An 18267-nucleotide genomic window follows, 5' to 3' on the forward strand; every position below is an offset into this window, starting at 1 on the left:
GTATTTGTTTCTATTTTACTATAAGAAACATGATTTCACTCATTTTTATTGCGTTTAAGTGTTAAAACGGCTATAACATCTAACATCAGTATCCAAGCTAACAAGATGAAAATGGTCTTAAACATTAGCTTGTTTTCAGGTATTAAGATAGCATTAACTGGCAAAATGATAGGAATCCAGAAATTGCTCACAAAAGCATGATTTGAAGCAAAAATGATAAAAAGACACTCCACGAATGAGATAATGAGATTAAGTCCTTTTCCTACCCATAGGCTAAGCAAGTGATGAAAATGATTGAGAAAGACAAGTAAAAGCCAAGTCAAGCTTCCTGAGTAAAAGGCAAAAGAGCCATCTTTTATCACATATCCGATACTTCCCCATAAAATAAGACAAGGCAGAATAACAATAAGATCACGCGCCAACAACTTAAGTAACCAGATTCTAGCTCTATTGTGACTACTGTTGATATTTTGATAGTGATTGGCATGTCCTTCTTGCTCTATTGTTAGCAATGAGACAATAGCCTGCATTAAACAATAAGCTAGCATGGGCAAAAAGGTCATCGCCTCCAGGGCGTAGGAGGTTTGATGAGTTGATAAATAAACCGGTATGGTTAACCATTCTAACGCAAATAAACCAATCATCAGGTATAAAATAGCCGAATTTTTTAATTTTAAGAACTCGCTTTTTAAAATCTTAACCACGTTTTTGCTCCTTTAGTACTTTGATGAAGATAAGAAATAAAAGGACGGATAAACTGATTGCTACAATGCATAGTCCTACAGGATGAGGGTGATTTAGTACTTCTACTTCCCCAGAAGGTTTTAAGTGGAGGAGTGCTTGGGCGATTTTATAATGATATGTGTAGGGAAATAAATACCAAAAAGACGTTTGTGCTAAAAATGGCGCAACGAGCAAGCATAAAAACGAATTTAGAACTAAGACCAAATAACAATTAATCCATTTTGAAAGGTAAAATAAGAGAGGCACATTCCATGCAGAAGCAATAAGCATCAATAATAGTACCCAAGCGTCACGAAAAAAGTGGACAGTCATCACACCGCAAAAAACAAATGAGACAAGATAAAGAAAAAGTGACAGAACACAACTTGCTAAAAATAGGTTCTTTAATGCTGTCATGACTTTTGCGATTTTAATTTTTCCAGTTAATTTACCTTGAAGTGTGTTTTGAAAATGTCCAGCTCCTTCTTCAGCTTTATAGTCATAAACAAATAACAATCCTGCCAAAGTAAATAAAAACAATGCTTCCCACCAATAAATTGAAAAACTCTCTAGAATCGTTGGTCCGCAAAGCAAAAAAGCGATAAACAGAGAGATAAATGGCAAGAATAAACATAATTTAAAGTAAGCACCATGTTTTTGTTTTAGGCATTCTGATTGAAGTATTTTTATCATTTTTCATAACCTCCATGGACAATAGAAAAGAAGAGCTTTTCTAAATCTTGTTTATCTTGATTGGGCTGATTGTAATGAATTTTTCCTTGATGCAGGATAACAATATCATCAGCAATCTTATTGACTTCATGTAATTGGTGACTTGAGATGAGAATCGTCATTCCTTTTTGTTTGAGAGAGTTGATTAAATCTAAAAGTTCTTTGATGCCATCTGGATCTAAGCCATTAGTCGGCTCGTCTAAAATCAGAAATTCTGGATTGGTAATAATTGCCATGCCAAGTCCTAAACGTTGCTTCATTCCTAAAGAAAATTTGCCAGCTTTTTTACGACCAGTATTTGCTAAACCAATTAAACTCAAGGTTTTTCGTATGGTTTCGTCTGGAATATCATAAAGCAGTGCTTTAGTTTTTAAATTATCAAAAGCTGATAAATTCATGTAAATAGCTGGAGACTCAATTAAAGCACCGAATTTTTTATCGTCTTTTATCTCTTTACTCGTTTTTCCATCAAATAAGATTTCACCAGCGCTCTGACTTTCTAAACCATAGAGAATTTTCATTAATGTGGATTTCCCAGCCCCATTGACTCCCAAAAGTCCACAAATCGAACCTGATTTGATGGTAAATGAAATATCCTTTAAAACTTCCTTATCCTTGAAGATCTTTTTGATATGTTTGACTTGAATTTGCATAAGCTAACCTCCTTTTTTATCAAGGATACATTAGTTTTTTCAGAATTAGTTCAGAAAAAGAAAAAAGCTTGAGAAATTTCTCAAGCTCATTTATTACATTAATTCGTTGAAGTCCCAAACTTCTGTCCAACCTTCATAGAAATCAGGTTCGTGGCAGACCATTAGGACGCTACCCTTGTAGGCTTTAAGAGCACGTTTCAATTCTTCTTTAGCATCAACGTCCAAGTGGTTGGTTGGTTCGTCAAGGACTAGCACATTGTTTTCGCGGTTCATAAGCAGACAAAAACGCACTTTAGCTTGTTCCCCACCAGAAAGCACTTGAATTTGACTTTCGATATGTTTTGATGTCAGACCGCAACGAGCAAGAGCGGCACGGACTTCTGCTTGGTTCAATGCAGGAAAGGCATCCCAGACAGCTTCAAGCGGTGTTTGACGATTACCAGCAGCGACTTCTTGTTCAAAGTAGCCAAGTTCAATGTAATCACCACGTTCAACACTTCCTGAAATTGGCGGAATGATTCCTAGTAAGCTCTTAAGAAGTGTTGTTTTACCAATACCGTTGGCACCAATGATGGCAACTTTCTGATTACGTTCAAAAGTTAGGTTAAGTGGTTTTGTCAATGGACGATCGTAACCAATTTCCAAGTCTTGTGTTTGGAAGATAAAGCGACTTGGTGTACGTGATTCTTTGAATTCAAAGGATGGTTTTGGTTTTTCAGCTTGCAACTCAATGCGGTCCATCTTGTCCAATTTTTTCTGGCGTGACATAGCCATATTACGTGTGGCAACACGCGCTTTGTTACGATTAACAAAGTCTTGCAAGTCAGCAATTTCTTTTTGTTGACGTTCGTAAGCAGCTTCAAGCTGTGCTTTTTTCATAGCATAAACGGCTTGGAAGTTATCATAGTCACCAGTGTAACGAACCAAATCGTGATTTTCCACGTGATAAACAATATTAATCACGTCATTTAAGAATGGAATATCGTGTGAAATCAAAACGAAGGCATTTTCATAGTTTTGAAGGTAACGTTTCAACCATTCAATGTGTTCAGCATCAAGGTAGTTTGTTGGTTCGTCAAGAAGCAAAATATCAGGTTTTTCAAGCAAAAGTTTTGCTAAAAGCACTTTGGTACGTTGACCACCAGATAGTTCTGTGACGTCAGACTCCATGCCAAAATCCATAACACCAAGAGCGCGTGCAACTTCATCAATTTTGGCGTCCAAAGTGTAAAAATCGCGTGATTCTAGACGATCTTGCAACTCTCCTACTTCTTCCATCAGAGCATCCATATCTGCGCCTTCATCAGCCATAGACATGTAAATGTCATTGATACGTGCTTCTGTTTTGAAAAGCTCATCAAAAGCTGTACGTAAGACATCACGTACTGTCATCCCTGCTTCAAGTACAGTATGTTGGTCCAAGTAACCTGCAGTGACGTATTTTGACCACTCAACTTTTCCTTCATCAGGTTGTAAATGTCCAGTTACGATACTCATGAAAGTTGATTTTCCTTCACCGTTTGCTCCGACAAGACCAATATGCTCTCCTTTCAATAGACGGAAAGACACATCCTCAAAAATCGTACGCTCACCAAAGCCATGGCTTAAATGTTTAACTTCTAAAATACTCATCTCTTATATTCTTTCGTTTATTTTCTTTTTGAAAATAGCTGCGCAAACAGCTTATTTATAATAATCTTTTCAATTATAGCATGACTTTAAGCGCTAAAGCAATGACTTTAGCTGTTGAAAACGTAAACTAAAAAGCCTTTTTAAAAGGCTTTTGTGATTTAATCAGAGATAGCTTTAGCATGGCTTTTTTCTGGAATGAAGAATTGTTTTAAGATTGGGTATAAAATTGGCACAGAAATAATTGTGACAAGCGCTGAACCAAATGTCCCACCGATTTTAACCAAAGCTGTCAAAAAGGCTACTTGCAAATGAAGCCCACCCACAAGACTATTAATCAAAGTATATTTAACAAGGTTACTAATGATTTTTGTAATAGCAGCTACGATCCCAACAATGATCACATTGCGTGTTTTAGTATCAGAATGCAAAAGTTTTTCAAAAACAAAATGAAGAACTAAACAAACAATTAATGATTCTAAAATCGTAATCCATACTTCCGCAGCATAGCCATTAAGCACATCGAACAAGCCTAGCCCGATAGATGCAACAAGTGCTGCAATTCTTGAACCAAATAGTAGAACCGCTATTACAACCAAGGCATTACCAAAATGAACAAATTGAGCACCCAGTGGAATACGTAAAAACTGAACACTGATAAAGATTAATGCTGAATAAAAACTAAGTTCAACCAGTTGACGTGTGGTAAGATTTTTCATACTTTTTCCTCCATTAATTGTTTGATTTGTAAAGCTAAGTCTGGCAAATAAGGTTCATATGACAAGCCAAAACGCAAATCTCGCTTTAATGACAAAGTCCTTTGTAAGGTCTTATCGATAAAGTTTAGAGCAACTTTGGCAACATCATCTAGACTTAAGCCGTGAAAATAACCAGCCCCAAGAACTGCCGTTACTAAATCCCCTGTTCCAAAGAAATGATATGGATAGGCTTTCGAAAAATGATAAGTAATTTCTCCACTCTCACTATCATAATGCGCTAATCCAACATCATCAGCTTCAAAAGAAACTCCAGTTAAGATGATGTGTTTATTATGAAGATGAGATAAACGCTCGCAGAGTTGCTCGATATCAGTTTTTGTATAAGTCTCGCCAAGATAAGGACAATCAGCTAAAAGACAAGCTTCGGTTAAATTTGGCGTGATCACATCGGCATTTTTACAAAATTCTCGCATAGCTAGCACAAAATCTTGATCATAACCCGCATATAAATGCCCCTTGTCAGCCATAATAGGATCAACAAAGCGTGACAGCTTATGCTTGCTGGCAAATTTAGCTAATTCTTTTAACTGTGTTTGATTTTTAAAATACCCTGTAATCAAACCATGACATGGAAAATCAAGTGTCTCCCACTGGTTGATAAATCCCTGTGTTGCTTGAGTTAAATCTGTAATAGCAATCTTATCAAATCCCCCCGTATGAGATGATAGCAAAACTGTCGGCATAGGAATAACTTCGATTTGACAAGTTGATAAAACGGGCAAAGCACTGGATAGCGCCACTTTTCCAACCCCAACAACATCGTTGGCAACAATCACAGAACGTGTAATTTGATTCATAATAAATGACTTTCTAATCTCACCTCAAAACCACATTCAATAACTTGAAAAGGTTTTAAATTAAGAGTTTAGAAATATTGTAAGAAAATTCAATTTATTATACAATAGGTATCATAAGAAACTGTATGGGGACAGATTATGACTAGTAAATACCAAGAAATCATAACAACTATCATCGACCAAATCGAAAATGGTAAATTACAAAAAGGTGAGCGCATTCCTTCCATTCGCCGTCTAAGCCAAAAATTCCACTGCAGTAAAGACACTGTTCAACGGGCTTTGCTGGAATTAAAGTTTAAAAACTACATTTATGCTGTTGAAAAAAGTGGTTATTATGTCCTTGAAGGAAAAAGCCAAAAGGAAACACCGCTGAATCTCAGTTTATCTGACTACAACAACATGGCTTATGAAGACTTTACAACGTGTCTAACAGAAACCCTTGTGAATCGTGAGAATTATCTCTTTAACTACTATTATCAGCAAGAAGGATTACAAGAATTAATCGATTCCTTGCAAGATTATCTTGAAAAGAGTGCCATTTACGCCAAAAAAGAGGACATTTTAGTTACTTCAGGGACCCAACAAGCGCTTTACATCCTTTCGCAGTTGCCTTTTCCAAATCACAAGAAGACGATTCTTTTGGAACAGCCAACTTATCATCGAATGAATGATTTGGTTACTTCTCTAAAACTGCCTTATCAGACCATTGAACGTGATTTTGAAGGGATTGATTTAGCAAGGCTAGAAGAATTGTTTAAGACTGGTGATATCAAGTTTTTCTACACTATTTCACGCTTTTCAAATCCCCTTGGTTTATCGTATTCGACCAGTGAAAAGCAAAGGATTGTTGAATTGGCTGAACGCTACGATGTCTACATCATCGAGGATGATTACATGGGAGATTTTGCGAAATCAACGGATTTACCTCTCCATTATTACGACACTTCTGGTCACGTTATTTACCTTAAGTCCTTTTCAATGACCATTTTTCCTGCTTTGCGTTTGGGGACCATTATCTTGCCACCAGCTTTAACAAAAGCTTTTCTTGACCATAAGAAAATGATTGACTATGATACCAACCTTATCATGCAAAAAGCGCTATCGCTTTATCTGGATAGTGGTTTGTTTGAAAAAAATCTGAATTACCTCAAGCAAGTTTTTCAAAAACAAAGGCAGAAAATTGATATCGTTCTTGCTGACTTTCCAAGGATTCAGCATTTCAGTAGCTCTCTTCAAGGATTGGTACTTGAACTTCCTAAGGACCAACACTTAGGTGACCTAAAATTCACTGATAAAATCAACTATTTGGAGGATAACTACCTTTCTTTGACAGAAAAACGATTCATTAAGCTTTCAAATAATCAGGATATTTTCAGCATTTTAAGAATGATAAGTGAGCGATAAAATAAAAAGCCAGAGAAACAGAATCTCTGGCTTTTTATATCGTTAATAGGAAAATTAATAATCAGGACGCAAAACACCTTTGACGGTTTCTTTTGTTGCTTCCACATCTCCATCGATAACAACATCGATGATACGTTTAGCATCTTCTGGTGGACAGCAAACCAAAGGCAAACGTAATGGTCCAGTTTCAAATCCAAGATAATTAAGCACAGCTTTAACTGGTGCTGGACTTGGATATGAGAATAAAGCATTAACTTTTGGAATGAATTGACGTTGGATAGCTGCAGCTTTCTTGATATCGCTGTTTTCGATAGCTGTTAGCATTTCGTGCATTTCATCACCGTTAACATGAGAAGCAACAGAAATTACCCCATCAGCACCTAAATTCATAGCGTGGAAAGCATCACCATCTTCACCAGTATAAATCAAGAAATTATCTGGTTTGTGTTCGATAAGATAAGCCATGTTAGCAAGACTCGTACATTCTTTAACACCGATGATATTTGGGTGCTCTGCCAAACGTAACATTGTTTCTGGCGTCATTTCAACAACAACACGTCCAGGTATGTTATAAATAATGATTGGAAGGTCACTAGCATCAGCAATAGCTTTAAAGTGTTGATACATGCCTTCTTGTGATGGTTTGTTGTAGTATGGAACGATGGCAAGACCAGCAGCGAAACCACCAAATGCAGCAACTTCACGCGCAAATTCGATAGAATCGCGGGTATCATTGGTACCAACACCAGCAATTAATGGCACACGACCTTTAACAATCTTTTGCACTGCAGCAAAAAGTTCCAATTCTTCATCGTGTGTCAAAGTTGGACTTTCAGCAGTTGTTCCAGCAAGCAAAAGAGCATCTGTGTGATGTGCAAGCAAATGTTCAATTAATTTTGGTAGTGCGTCAAAGTTAATTGAACCGTCTTCGTTAAATGGGGTAATCATCGCGGTGATGATTTTAACATCTCTTAAATCTTCAATAGACATAATACTCTCCCTCTTTGTCTAAGAATTTATACCTGTTTGATTAAAAATGCTCAAAGACCAGCTTCTAAAAGAAACTGGTTTGAGTTGTTATTTTAGTTCGAATTTAAGCTCTTTAGTTGGGTGGACAAGACCGCGTTCGTGAAGTGTTTCAGCGATTTGAACAGAGTTCCATGCAGCACCTTTAAGAAGGTTATCAGAAACAACCCACATGTGAATACCATTTTCAACATCAAGGTCTTTACGGATACGTCCAACAAATGTTTCGCGTTTGCCCACAGCGTTAGCTGCTTGTGGGTAAACTTGGTTAGCAACATCATCTTCAAGGACAGCACCTGGGAAAGCTGCGATAGCTGCTTTCACTTCTTCGATTGGAGCTACTTCTTTTGTTTCGATGTAAACTGATTCTGAGTGTGAGAAAAGAACTGGCACACGAACACATGTTGCTGAAACAGGAAGATCTGGTTCTTCCATGATTTTCTTAGTTTCGTTTGTCATTTTCATTTCTTCGTAAGTGTAGTCATTATCGGTGAAGACATCGATTTGTGCAAGAGCGTTAAATGCGATTGGGTAGTGTTTTTTATCACCACCACATGGCAAGATGTCAGCGTGAACGTCTTTTGGTTCAACACCATCATTAACAACTTCTTTGATTTCACGAAGTGTTTCATTGATAGCTGATTGACCAGCACCAGAAACGGCTTGGTAAGTAGAGACGATGATACGGCTCAAACCCCATTTTTGACGAACGGGTTCCAAAGCAACCATCATTTGGATAGTTGAACAGTTTGGACAAGCGATAATACCATTATGTGCGTCTAAAGCGTGAGCATTGACTTCAGGTACGACAAGTGGCACATCTGGATTTTGACGGAAATAAGATGTGTTATCGACAACAACGGCTCCTGCTTTAACAGCGTATGGAGCGAATTTTGCAGAAACAGAACCACCTGCAGAGAAAAGAGCAATATCAACGCCTTCAAATGAATCTTCAGTTGTTAATTCAACAGTAACATCTTGTCCCTTATACTTCAAAACTTTCCCAGCAGAACGTGAAGATGACAAAAGACGTACTTTGTCAATAGGGAGTGTTGATTGTTCTAATTGTTGAATCATGCGAGTTCCAACGGCACCTGTGGCACCAACGACAGCGACTGTATAGCCCATTTCAATACCTCTTCCTGGAAAATAGTATACTATTCTCAATTTTCTAAAAATTTATAGTAGCTACATTATACAATTTTTTAACTCAAAAGAAAAGTCTGAATTTTATTTAATTTTAAAAATATTTTGACAACAAAAAAATCCCCACCAAAATTGGTAGGGATATGAGGCATTCAAAAATGAATGTGGCAAAAAGGTTCACACAGATTGCCAAAGTCCGCTCCTGCGTTTCTAGTCGAACTAGAATGACCTCCTCCTGCGCAAATAAACTCTCAAATCGAGTTAATTCGGCTCATCGCATGTTCCTAGTATACCATAGAAGGTAAGATTTGCAAATACTTTGTTTCTACATCAAGGGTGCGATGGTTTTGACCAGTAATCCAATGAGTTTTTCATGGGTTGGTCGACTATCAAGCGTCTCTTGAGTGACGCGTTTACTTTTTCGCATGGTTTGAATGCAGTCATCGTAAATATCACGAATGGCATCCACTTTGTACATGTATGTCGCACATTCAAAATGATGATACAAACTACGATAATCTAGATTAATTGTTCCTACTACTGCTTTACTGTCGTCGCTGATAAAGACTTTAGCGTGGACAAATCCTGGTGTGTAGAGATAGATTTTAACCCCTGAGCGCATAAGTTTGCTAAAGTAAGTTTTTGCCAGCATGTATGGGACTTTTTTATCTGGAATTCCAGGCATGATAATTCGCACATCTACACCACGTTCCGCGGCAAAACAAAGCGCATGCTCCATTTCACTATCAAGAATGAGATAAGGTGTCATGATGTAGACGTATTCTCTGGCGTGGTTAAGAATATCAATATAAACATTCTCACCAATTTTATCGGTATCAAGTGGCGAATCACCATATGGAATAACATAACCATTTGCTTTTCGTTTTTTATTATGCTTAGCAAGGTAAGGTTTGACAACCATTTGTCTTTCGGTGATTGACCACATTTGTAAGAACAGTACTAAGAAACTATCAACTGCCTCACCCTCAAGCATCAGAGCAGTGTCTTTCCAATGACCAAAACGATTGATTTTGTTAATATACTCGTCAGCTAAGTTCACTCCGCCGGTGAAACCTACTTTACCATCAATCACAATGATTTTTCGGTGATCACGGTAATTGTAATAAGTTGAGATAAATGGTGAAATCGGTGAAAACGCCTTAGCTTTGATACCAATTTTCTCTAAGCGTTGTGTGTAATCAAAAGATAAGGTTGAAAATTCAATCATGCCATCGTAGAGGACACGAACTTCCACTCCTTCCCTAACTTTTTGCTCTAGAATTCGTAGAATTTCACCCCACATCTTACCTTCTGCAATGATGAAAAATTCCATGAAAATGTATTCTTCAGCCTTGAGCAATTGTTTTTTTAGTTCTTCGAAAAACTCTTCTCCACTTGGGAAATAAGTCACTTCGGTATTTTGATAAGCTGGAAAGTCACCGCGACTACGGTCAAAATACTGAACCAGATGATAGGTCGTCGACGTATTACTTTTCAAAACTCTCAATGTTTCCAAATTATCTTGCAAATATTGGCTGCTAGCATCAACCAAATGGTTCATTCGAAGTTTGAGACCGCGATAACCCCAATCAAGCTTGGTATAAATGAGAAAAAGTGACCCTAACAAAGGTGCAATCATTACCAGAATAAGCCAAGTCACACGTGATAGAGCGTCCATTTCACTGTTTACAAGATATAATACAGTTGCAATGGCAAGAGCACGTTCAATCATAGCGACCCAAATACGATAGTGATCGAGCCAAGCAAATGATGCAATGATGAACAAAAGTTGCAAGATCAACAGGATAGAAATGACAGTTGTCCGACTAAAAATTCCTCGAAGAAAACTGCGTCGGCTTTTATCTAATAAGCGTAATGCTTTGATTTTATTAGTGCTTTTATTGTCGATAATCATAACCTCCACATCATTTTTTCTTCATTTACTTCTATTATATCATACTTTACTGGCTGCTTTTTTCTGGAAAAATAGAAAAAGCCGGCAAAAGCCGACCTTTTAGTGGTAAGTTTATTAGAACAATCCGATAGCTGTTCCATCTTCAGCAACGTCCATGTTAAGCGCTGCTGGTTTTTTAGGAAGTCCTGGCATTGTCATCACATCACCAGTCAAAGCAACGATGAATCCAGCACCAGTTTTTGGAACAAATTCACGAATTGTGATATCAAAGCCTTCTGGTGCTCCAAGAAGTGTTGGATTGTCAGAGAAGCTATATTGAGTTTTAGCCATACATACTGGCAATTTGTCCCAACCAAATTGAGCAAATTGTTTCAATTGGTTTTTGGCTTTTTTACCAAAGATAACTTTGTTACCACCGTAGATTTCAGTAACGATTTTAGTGACTTTTTCTTCAAGTGAGTCGTCATCAGAGTAAAGACGTTTATAGTTGGCATTTCCATTTTCAACAGCATTAACAACAGCTTTAGCAAGGTCGACCCCACCGTCAGCACCATTTGCCCAAACACTTGCAAGTTCAACTGGTACATCAATTTCAGCACAAAGTTCTTTAAGGGCAGCGATTTCTGCTTCTGTATCAGCTACAAATTCATTGATAGCAACAACTGCTGGCACACCAAATTTACGGACGTTTTCAACGTGACGTTTAAGGTTAGCAAATCCAGCACGAACAGCTTCAACATTTTCTTCACCAAGATCAGTCTTAGCTACGCCACCATGCATTTTAAGGGCGCGAATTGTAGCGACGATAACCACAGCATCTGGTGTTGTTGGAAGATTTGGTGTTTTAATATCAAGGAATTTTTCAGCACCAAGGTCAGCACCAAAACCAGCTTCTGTAATTGTGTAATCAGCTAAGTGAAGAGCTGTTGTTGTTGCGAGAACAGAGTTACAACCATGTGCGATATTGGCAAATGGTCCACCATGAACGAAGGCTGGTGTTCCATAGATAGTTTGAACAAGGTTTGGTTTAATAGCATCTTTAAGGATAAGAGTCAAAGCACCTTCTACTTTAAGGTCACGCACGTAAACTGGTGTACGGTCGTAACGGTAAGCAACAACGATATTTGCCAAACGTTCTTTTAAGTCTTTAATATCTGTTGCCAAGCACAAGATAGCCATAATTTCTGAAGCAACTGTGATATCAAAACCATCTTCGCGAGGAATACCATTAACTGGGCTACCAAGACCGACAGTGACATGACGAAGAGCGCGGTCATTAAGGTCGACAACGCGTTTCCAAATGATACGACGTTGGTCAATACCTAATTCGTTTCCTTGGTGCATGTGGTTATCGATAATTGCTGAAAGGGCATTATTTGCAGTTGTGATAGCATGCATATCACCTGTGAAGTGAAGGTTGATATCTTCCATAGGAAGAACTTGGGCGTAACCACCACCTGCGGCACCACCTTTAATCCCCATAACAGGACCAAGTGATGGTTCACGAAGAGCAAGCATTGTTTTTTTGCCGATTTTATTCAACGCATCAGCAAGACCGATAGACATTGTTGATTTTCCTTCACCAGCAGGTGTTGGGTTGATGGCTGTGACAAGGACAAGTTTACCTGGTTTATTTTCTTGAACAGATTTGATTTTATCAAATGATAATTTTGCTTTATATTTACCATAGAGTTCAATATCATCAAATGTGATACCAACTTTTTCAACAACTTCTGTGATTGGTTTAAGCTCAACGCTTTGTGCAATTTCGATATCTGATTTCACGGGGACTCTCCTCTGATATTTTTTGATTGATAAAAACATTATAACACACTTTTTTAAAAACGCACGATATTTATTAAGATAATTATTATTGTTCGTGTTTCGCTGTTATTAAACAACTTTTTTTATCAATAGTTATAGTTATTCGTTATAACAAAGAACGTTTTTAAAATCCTTGAAATAACAGAATTCATTAGAGATTGTTCGTTTTGAAAACCATTGAAATCAATTGTTTCATTCTTCAAACTTCTCAGGAGAAAAGGGTGTTATTGTTCGTTTTTAGGTAAATATTTGTGAAAAATAGGCACTTTCTAAATTAAAAGTGTGTCAAACAATTTACGAAAAAAATGTTTTTGTGTAAAATAAGGCTATGAAAATTTTAATAACATCCGGTGGAACAACCGAGAAGATAGATTCTGTGCGTGGCATTACTAACCACGCTACTGGAACTTTAGGAAAATACATTGCAGAAGCATTTTTAGAAAAAGGGTACCACGTAACTTTGGTTACAACTAAAGAAGCTGTTAAACCAAAGGATCACCCTCTTTTAACTGTGCAGATCATTACAAATGTTGACAGTTTGCTAAGTACGCTTGAGCCTCTCGTCAAAACGCATGATGTCTTTATTCATAGCATGGCGGTGTCTGATTATACGCCTGTTTATATGACAGATCTTAATGAAGTTGAACAGGCTGAACACGTTTCGGATTTGCTAAATCGTCAAAATACAGAATCTAAGATTTCTTCTAAAGAAGACTACCAAGTGCTTTTTATGAAAAAAACACCAAAAGTGATTTCTTTAGTGAAAACTTGGAATCCTGATATTTGCTTAATTGGCTTTAAATTGTTAGTTAATGTCAGCAAAGACGAGCTTTTTGCTGTTGCGCGTGAGAGTTTACAAAAAAATAAAGCACGCTATATTCTTGCCAATGATTTAACTGAGATTAAGGGAGATAAGCACCATGCTTATTTGCTAGAGGAATCTCATGTCTATGAAGCGGACACTAAAAAAGCTATTGCAAACTTGATTTTTGAAAGGGTGACAAATCATGTCTAAAAGTATTTTATTAGCTGTTTCTGGTAGTATCTCTGCCTACAAAGCAGCTGATTTAACTAATCAATTAACGAAACTTGGCTATGATGTTCATGTTTTAATGACCAAGGCAGCTACTGATTTTATCACGCCATTGACGCTTCAGGTCTTGTCAAAAAATACTGTTCATCTTGATGTTATGACCGAAGAGGATCCTAAGAGCGTTAATCATATCGAATTAGCTAAAAAAGCTGATTTATTTATCCTTGCCCCTGCTTCTGCTAATACTTTAGCAAAATTAGCACACGGTTTAGCTGATAATATGGTTACAGCTACTGCTCTTGCTTTGCCAGCTGAAACACCTAAATTAATTGCGCCAGCCATGAACACAAAAATGTATGAAAATCCCTTAACGCAGCGTAATTTATCGATCTTAAAAGAGGTCGGTTATGAGGAAATTGAGCCACGCTCAAGCCTTTTAGCTTGTGGAGATCTTGGTCGCGGTGCGCTGGCTGAACTTGACACAATTATCGAGCGTATCGAAAAACGTCTATAATTTTTACCCTTGTCAAGACACCTGTAAATTTGTATAATGTATTGGGCTTTCAAAAGAAAAACCAAAAAAGTCATCTCTTAGGAGGAGTTATGAAAAACAGTAAAGCAACAAGTAATATTGCCACAGTTGCAATTTTCTTTGCTATCATGCTTGTTATTAATTTCTTAACAAGCCTTGTCTTTAACCTTTGGCCTGTGCCAATCAAGCCGACACTTATTCACGTTCCGGTAATCATTGCATCTATTGTTTACGGACCACGAATCGGTGCTACGCTTGGTGCTTTAATGGGAGTTATCAGTGTAACAGTGAACACTTTGACTCTTCTACCAACAAGTTACCTCTTCTCTCCATTTGTTGAAAATGGTAATCTTTCTTCATTAATTGTTGCCATGGTACCTCGTATTCTGATTGGTATCACACCATACTTTGTTTACAAATGGATTCATAATAGATTTGGTATCATTGTCGCTGGTGCTATTGGTTCTATGACAAATACAATTTTTGTTTTGGGTGGTATTTTCTTCCTCTTTGCAAATGTGTATAGTGGAGATATCAAAGCACTACTTGCAGTTGTCTTTGGTACAAATGCGATTGCAGAGATGATTATTTCAGCTATTTTAACGCTTGCAATTGTTCCAAAATTACAGAAAATCAGAGCATAAATAATGAAAATCACGGGAAAACCGTGGTTTTTTTTAGTCACATGAAGTTAAAAAATTGGTTAATTTTTACCTTACACAAACGTTTGCGTAACTAAACAAAAGCGCTCAAAAAGCTTGATTTAACAATATTTTCACTTATATTAAATTTTTACTAGAAATAATTTTCGCAAAGTGGTATAATGAAAGCGTTTATAAGAACATATAAAGGAGTTCCATTAATGACTTACACTGAAAACTATCAAAAATGGCTCGATTTTGCGGGGCTTCCCGATTATCTCCGTGAAGAATTGTTAGCCATGGACGAAAAGACAAAAGAAGATGCTTTCTACACAAACCTTGAGTTTGGTACAGCAGGTATGCGTGGTGTTATCGGCGCTGGTACTAACCGTATCAACGTTTACGTTGTTCGCCAAGCTACTGAAGGTCTTGCAAAACTTATCGAAACAAAAGGTGAAGATGTTAAAAAACGTGGTGTTGCTATCGCCTACGACTCACGTCACTTCTCACCTGAATTTGCTTTCGAATCTGCTCAAGTTTTAGCAAAACATGGCATTAAAGCATATGTTTTCGAATCACTTCGCCCAACTCCAGAATTGTCATTTGCTGTTCGTCACCTTGGTACTTTTGCTGGTATCATGGTTACTGCAAGTCACAACCCTGCTCCATTTAATGGTTACAAAGTTTATGGTGAAGATGGTGGACAAATGCCACCTGCTGATGCTGATGCCTTGACTGACTTCATTCGTGCTATCGATGATCCATTTGCCATCGAATTAGCTGATCTTGAAGAAAGCAAAGCTTCTGGTCTTATTGAAGTTATCGGTGAAAATGTCGATGCTGAATACCTTAAAGAAGTTAAAGACGTCAACATCAACCAAAAATTGATTGATGAATACGGCAAAGACATGAAGATTGTCTACACTCCACTTCACGGTACTGGTGAAATGCTTGCTCGTCGAGCTCTTGCACAAGCTGGTTTTGAATCTGTACAAGTTGTTGAAGCTCAAGCTGTTCCAGACCCAGACTTCTCAACTGTAAAATCTCCAAACCCAGAAAATCAAGAAGCATTTGCTCTTGCTGAAGAACTTGGACGCAAAGTTGATGCTGACGTTCTTGTTGCAACTGACCCAGATGCTGACCGTCTTGGTGTTGAAATTCGTCAAGCTGACGGTTCATACCGTAACCTTTCTGGTAACCAAATCGGTGCGATCATTGCTAAATACATTCTTGAAGCACATAAAACAGCTGGAACTCTTCCAGAAAATGCAGCTTTGGCAAAATCAATCGTATCAACTGAATTGGTAACTAAAATCGCTGAAAGCTACGGCGCTAAAATGTTTAATGTCTTGACTGGTTTCAAATTCATCGCAGAAAAAATTCAAGAATTTGAAGAAAAACACAACCACACTTACATGTTTGGTTTCGAAGAAAGCTTCGGTTACCTTATCAAACCATTCGTACGTGATAAAGATGCCGTTCAAGCTGTTCTTATCGTAGCTGAAATTGCTGCTTACTACCGTTCACGTGGTTTAACACTTGCTGATGGTATCGAAGAAATCTACAAAGAATACGGATACTTCGCAGAAAAAACTATCTCAGTAACACTTAGTGGTGTTGACGGTGCTGCAGAAATCAAGAAAATCATGGATAAATTCCGTGACAACGCTCCAGTTCAATTCAACTCAACTGATGTTGTTAAAACTGAAGACTTCTTAGCACAAACAGCTACTAGCGCTGCTGGCGTTGAAAAATTGACAACTCCACCAAGCAACGTTTTGAAATACACACTTGCTGATGATTCTTGGATTGCTGTTCGTCCTTCAGGTACAGAACCAAAAATCAAATTCTACTTCGCAACAGTTGGTTCTGACTTAGCTGATGCTGAAGCTAAAATTGCTAACATCGAAAAAGAAATTAACGCATTTGTTAAATAATTTTAGTTAGATATTCTAAAACTCCTTCTATTCTAGAAGGAGTTTTTTTACGCACTAAATTAGATCTTTTAATATTAAAAAGGCAACCGCCAATCAGTTTACATAAATATATTTATATACAACAAAACAACACCCAAGGGAGATAAGGTGCTGTTTCTTTTTTGTTTTTTAGGGGGTGTTCATTTCATGAAAAAACGTATTAAATATTACCAGTTAGCCAAGCAATGATAAAGAACAATGCAAAACCAAAGAGGTAAATAAGACCAATGATTGATAGAACTTTCAACCAAGGTTTGATTTGGTGATCTTTGTTATTAACCAAAGAATAATTAAGGTAACCAAAGAATGGTGTTGTAATAAATGATGCAATCATGGCAAAGCGAAGCATTGTTGCCACGTTACCAGCAAAAAGGTAAACAATCACAAGACCAACGGCTGCTGTCACAGTCATCCAAGCATAAAGAGCTTTTTGAGATGATTCTTTTTTACCAAGTAACAAACGGAGTGATTCGTTATTGGCACGAGAATAACCATCGATAACTGTAATAACTGTACCAAAGATACATAGGAAGGCAATCAAGGTAATCAAGAAGCGAGCCCATTCACCAAGAACTTCTGCATACATGTTAACGAATTGAGCGATGTAGGCTGCTGATGCACTTTGTACTTCTTCACCTGAACCAAATTGAATTAAGGCGCCAAGAGCACAAAAAATAAGAGCTAAAATGGCAGTTCCAACGTAACCAGTATTGAAATCAAAGACGGCATCGTCTTCGGACATATTGACTGTTTTACGTTTTTCAACTGACCACATTGAGTTGATAGCTGAAATTTCGATTGGACAAGGCATCCATCCCATCAAAGAAACAATAAATGGTAAAGCTGCCATGCGCCATGGTGTTGGAGCTTCAAAGTTTGGAGCGTATTCACGGTGTTTGAATAATGCAACAACAACCGCCAAAACAGTTGCCAAAGTCAAGGCAGTCATTACCCATTTCGCAAGCGAATCAAGGAAACGATAACCACCGATCAGTAACATGGCCCAAATAATCACAATGATAATTGTTGTCAATTGTGAAATACTTAATCCAAAGCCATTTGGGAAGACATTGTATAAAATTGCTGCGCAAAGAATCCCAACACCAGCAGTATTAACGATTGCTGAGAAGACATTTAAAACGAAGAAAACAGCAAGCCAACCTTTACCTTTTTCAGCGTATCCTTCAATCAAGCTTTTATTATTTTCCATTGTGTATTGGGAACCAAAACGGAAAAATGGATACTTGAAAATGTTAATCAAAATGATTAGCAAAGCCAATTGCCATCCGTAGATAGCTCCTGCTTGCGTAGAAGAAACGATGTGTGAGCCGCCAACGGCAGCTGACGCCATTAGAATACCAGGGCCAAGTGCTTTAAGTTTAGTGCGCCAGGTCGACTGTTGTTCTGTGCTTTCAGTCATAAACCAGACCTCTTTCTAAATAAACTTTCAATTTTCA

16 protein-coding genes are annotated in these 18267 nt (G+C 37.6%); 5 read left to right on the forward strand and 11 right to left on the reverse strand.

The genetic code is table 11. The annotated features are described in order from the left end of the window. Nucleotides 1–35: 35 nt before the first annotated feature. The 6 genes from BMX18_RS00240 to BMX18_RS00265 form a co-directional block, all read right to left on the reverse strand. On the reverse strand, nt 36–704 hold the full coding sequence (locus tag BMX18_RS00240; RefSeq protein ID WP_093814525.1) for an ABC-2 family transporter permease: 669 nt from the start codon (nt 702–704) through the stop codon (nt 36–38). Continuing rightward, complete coding sequence (locus BMX18_RS00245) at nt 697–1416, reverse strand: lantibiotic immunity ABC transporter MutE/EpiE family permease subunit (RefSeq protein WP_093814526.1); 720 nt, start codon at nt 1414–1416, stop codon at nt 697–699. Before BMX18_RS00245 ends, BMX18_RS00240 begins: the two co-directional genes overlap by 8 nt. Beyond that, nucleotides 1413–2108 (reverse strand): ABC transporter ATP-binding protein, encoded by a 696-nt coding sequence (locus BMX18_RS00250; RefSeq protein WP_074560160.1) that lies wholly within the window; start codon nt 2106–2108, stop codon nt 1413–1415. Before BMX18_RS00250 ends, BMX18_RS00245 begins: the two co-directional genes overlap by 4 nt. Nucleotides 2109–2201: 93 nt before the next feature. Then, the gene (locus BMX18_RS00255; RefSeq protein ID WP_074560162.1) at nt 2202–3740 is read right to left on the reverse strand and encodes an ABC-F family ATP-binding cassette domain-containing protein; all 1539 of its coding nucleotides are present in this window, start codon (nt 3738–3740) and stop codon (nt 2202–2204) included. Between the two features lie 158 nt (nt 3741–3898). Then, the gene (locus BMX18_RS00260) at nt 3899–4456 is read right to left on the reverse strand and encodes an ECF transporter S component (RefSeq protein WP_093814528.1); all 558 of its coding nucleotides are present in this window, start codon (nt 4454–4456) and stop codon (nt 3899–3901) included. After that, on the reverse strand, nt 4453–5313 hold the full coding sequence (locus BMX18_RS00265) for a pyridoxamine kinase (protein WP_093814530.1): 861 nt from the start codon (nt 5311–5313) through the stop codon (nt 4453–4455). Before BMX18_RS00265 ends, BMX18_RS00260 begins: the two co-directional genes overlap by 4 nt. 138 nt (nt 5314–5451) lie before the next feature. Here BMX18_RS00265 and BMX18_RS00270 point away from each other — a divergent pair, with 138 nt between their 5' ends. Further along, nucleotides 5452–6717, forward strand: a complete 1266-nt coding sequence (locus BMX18_RS00270) for an aminotransferase-like domain-containing protein (protein WP_093814532.1) — start codon at nt 5452–5454, stop codon at nt 6715–6717. 54 nt (nt 6718–6771) lie between these two features. On the opposite strand, the gene dapA is transcribed toward BMX18_RS00270, so the two are convergent. The 4 genes from dapA to BMX18_RS00290 form a co-directional block, all read right to left on the reverse strand. Continuing rightward, nucleotides 6772–7707, reverse strand: a complete 936-nt coding sequence (dapA, locus tag BMX18_RS00275; RefSeq protein ID WP_014334769.1) for a 4-hydroxy-tetrahydrodipicolinate synthase — start codon at nt 7705–7707, stop codon at nt 6772–6774. 87 nt (nt 7708–7794) lie between these two features. Beyond that, nucleotides 7795–8871, reverse strand: coding sequence for an aspartate-semialdehyde dehydrogenase (locus tag BMX18_RS00280; protein ID WP_093814534.1), 1077 nt, complete (start codon nt 8869–8871; stop codon nt 7795–7797). A gap of 343 nt (nt 8872–9214) precedes the next feature. Next, nucleotides 9215–10804 (reverse strand): cardiolipin synthase, encoded by a 1590-nt coding sequence (gene cls, locus BMX18_RS00285; protein WP_093814536.1) that lies wholly within the window; start codon nt 10802–10804, stop codon nt 9215–9217. A gap of 114 nt (nt 10805–10918) precedes the next feature. Next, nucleotides 10919–12589, reverse strand: a complete 1671-nt coding sequence (locus tag BMX18_RS00290) for a formate--tetrahydrofolate ligase (protein WP_074867570.1) — start codon at nt 12587–12589, stop codon at nt 10919–10921. A gap of 367 nt (nt 12590–12956) precedes the next feature. On the opposite strand from BMX18_RS00290, the gene BMX18_RS00295 reads away from it, so the two are divergent. The 4 genes from BMX18_RS00295 to BMX18_RS00310 all read left to right on the forward strand — a co-directional run bounded on the left by BMX18_RS00295 (nt 12957) and on the right by BMX18_RS00310 (nt 16771). Then, nucleotides 12957–13643, forward strand: a complete 687-nt coding sequence (locus tag BMX18_RS00295; protein ID WP_093814538.1) for a phosphopantothenate--cysteine ligase — start codon at nt 12957–12959, stop codon at nt 13641–13643. Then, nucleotides 13636–14175 carry a phosphopantothenoylcysteine decarboxylase gene (gene coaC, locus BMX18_RS00300; RefSeq protein WP_074867577.1) on the forward strand — a complete coding sequence of 180 codons (540 nt, stop codon included), beginning with the start codon at nt 13636–13638 and terminating at the stop codon, nt 14173–14175. The genes BMX18_RS00295 and coaC overlap by 8 nt, the downstream gene beginning before the upstream one ends. 89 nt (nt 14176–14264) lie before the next feature. Next, nucleotides 14265–14837, forward strand: a complete 573-nt coding sequence (locus BMX18_RS00305; protein WP_093814540.1) for an ECF transporter S component — start codon at nt 14265–14267, stop codon at nt 14835–14837. A 218-nt stretch (nt 14838–15055) separates the two neighbouring features. After that, the gene (locus tag BMX18_RS00310; protein ID WP_074625722.1) at nt 15056–16771 is read left to right on the forward strand and encodes a phospho-sugar mutase; all 1716 of its coding nucleotides are present in this window, start codon (nt 15056–15058) and stop codon (nt 16769–16771) included. Between the two features lie 199 nt (nt 16772–16970). Here the strand turns inward: BMX18_RS00310 and BMX18_RS00315 are convergent, their stop codons facing one another. Continuing rightward, the gene (locus BMX18_RS00315) at nt 16971–18230 is read right to left on the reverse strand and encodes an NRAMP family divalent metal transporter (protein ID WP_074867579.1); all 1260 of its coding nucleotides are present in this window, start codon (nt 18228–18230) and stop codon (nt 16971–16973) included. Nucleotides 18231–18267: the final 37 nt, after the last annotated feature.

Source organism: Streptococcus sp. 45 (assembly GCF_900108865.1).
In the GTDB taxonomy this organism is placed as follows: Bacteria; Bacillota; Bacilli; order Lactobacillales; family Streptococcaceae; genus Streptococcus; species Streptococcus ruminicola.

What these genes read in the sequence shown, in the direction of transcription:
- BMX18_RS00255 (WP_074560162.1), bottom strand. Translation starts at nt 3,740, where the DNA reads ATGAGTATTTTAGAAGTTAAACATTTAAGCCATGGCTTTGGTGAGCGT.
- BMX18_RS00250 (WP_074560160.1), bottom strand. Translation starts at nt 2,108, where the DNA reads ATGCAAATTCAAGTCAAACATATCAAAAAGATCTTCAAGGATAAGGAA.
- BMX18_RS00280 (WP_093814534.1), bottom strand. Translation starts at nt 8,871, where the DNA reads ATGGGCTATACAGTCGCTGTCGTTGGTGCCACAGGTGCCGTTGGAACT.
- BMX18_RS00260 (WP_093814528.1), bottom strand. Translation starts at nt 4,456, where the DNA reads ATGAAAAATCTTACCACACGTCAACTGGTTGAACTTAGTTTTTATTCA.
- BMX18_RS00295 (WP_093814538.1), top strand. Translation starts at nt 12,957, where the DNA reads ATGAAAATTTTAATAACATCCGGTGGAACAACCGAGAAGATAGATTCT.
- BMX18_RS00310 (WP_074625722.1), top strand. Translation starts at nt 15,056, where the DNA reads ATGACTTACACTGAAAACTATCAAAAATGGCTCGATTTTGCGGGGCTT.
- coaC (WP_074867577.1), top strand. Translation starts at nt 13,636, where the DNA reads ATGTCTAAAAGTATTTTATTAGCTGTTTCTGGTAGTATCTCTGCCTAC.
- BMX18_RS00270 (WP_093814532.1), top strand. Translation starts at nt 5,452, where the DNA reads ATGACTAGTAAATACCAAGAAATCATAACAACTATCATCGACCAAATC.
- BMX18_RS00305 (WP_093814540.1), top strand. Translation starts at nt 14,265, where the DNA reads ATGAAAAACAGTAAAGCAACAAGTAATATTGCCACAGTTGCAATTTTC.
- BMX18_RS00315 (WP_074867579.1), bottom strand. Translation starts at nt 18,230, where the DNA reads ATGACTGAAAGCACAGAACAACAGTCGACCTGGCGCACTAAACTTAAA.
- BMX18_RS00245 (WP_093814526.1), bottom strand. Translation starts at nt 1,416, where the DNA reads ATGATAAAAATACTTCAATCAGAATGCCTAAAACAAAAACATGGTGCT.
- dapA (WP_014334769.1), bottom strand. Translation starts at nt 7,707, where the DNA reads ATGTCTATTGAAGATTTAAGAGATGTTAAAATCATCACCGCGATGATT.
- cls (WP_093814536.1), bottom strand. Translation starts at nt 10,804, where the DNA reads ATGATTATCGACAATAAAAGCACTAATAAAATCAAAGCATTACGCTTA.
- BMX18_RS00265 (WP_093814530.1), bottom strand. Translation starts at nt 5,313, where the DNA reads ATGAATCAAATTACACGTTCTGTGATTGTTGCCAACGATGTTGTTGGG.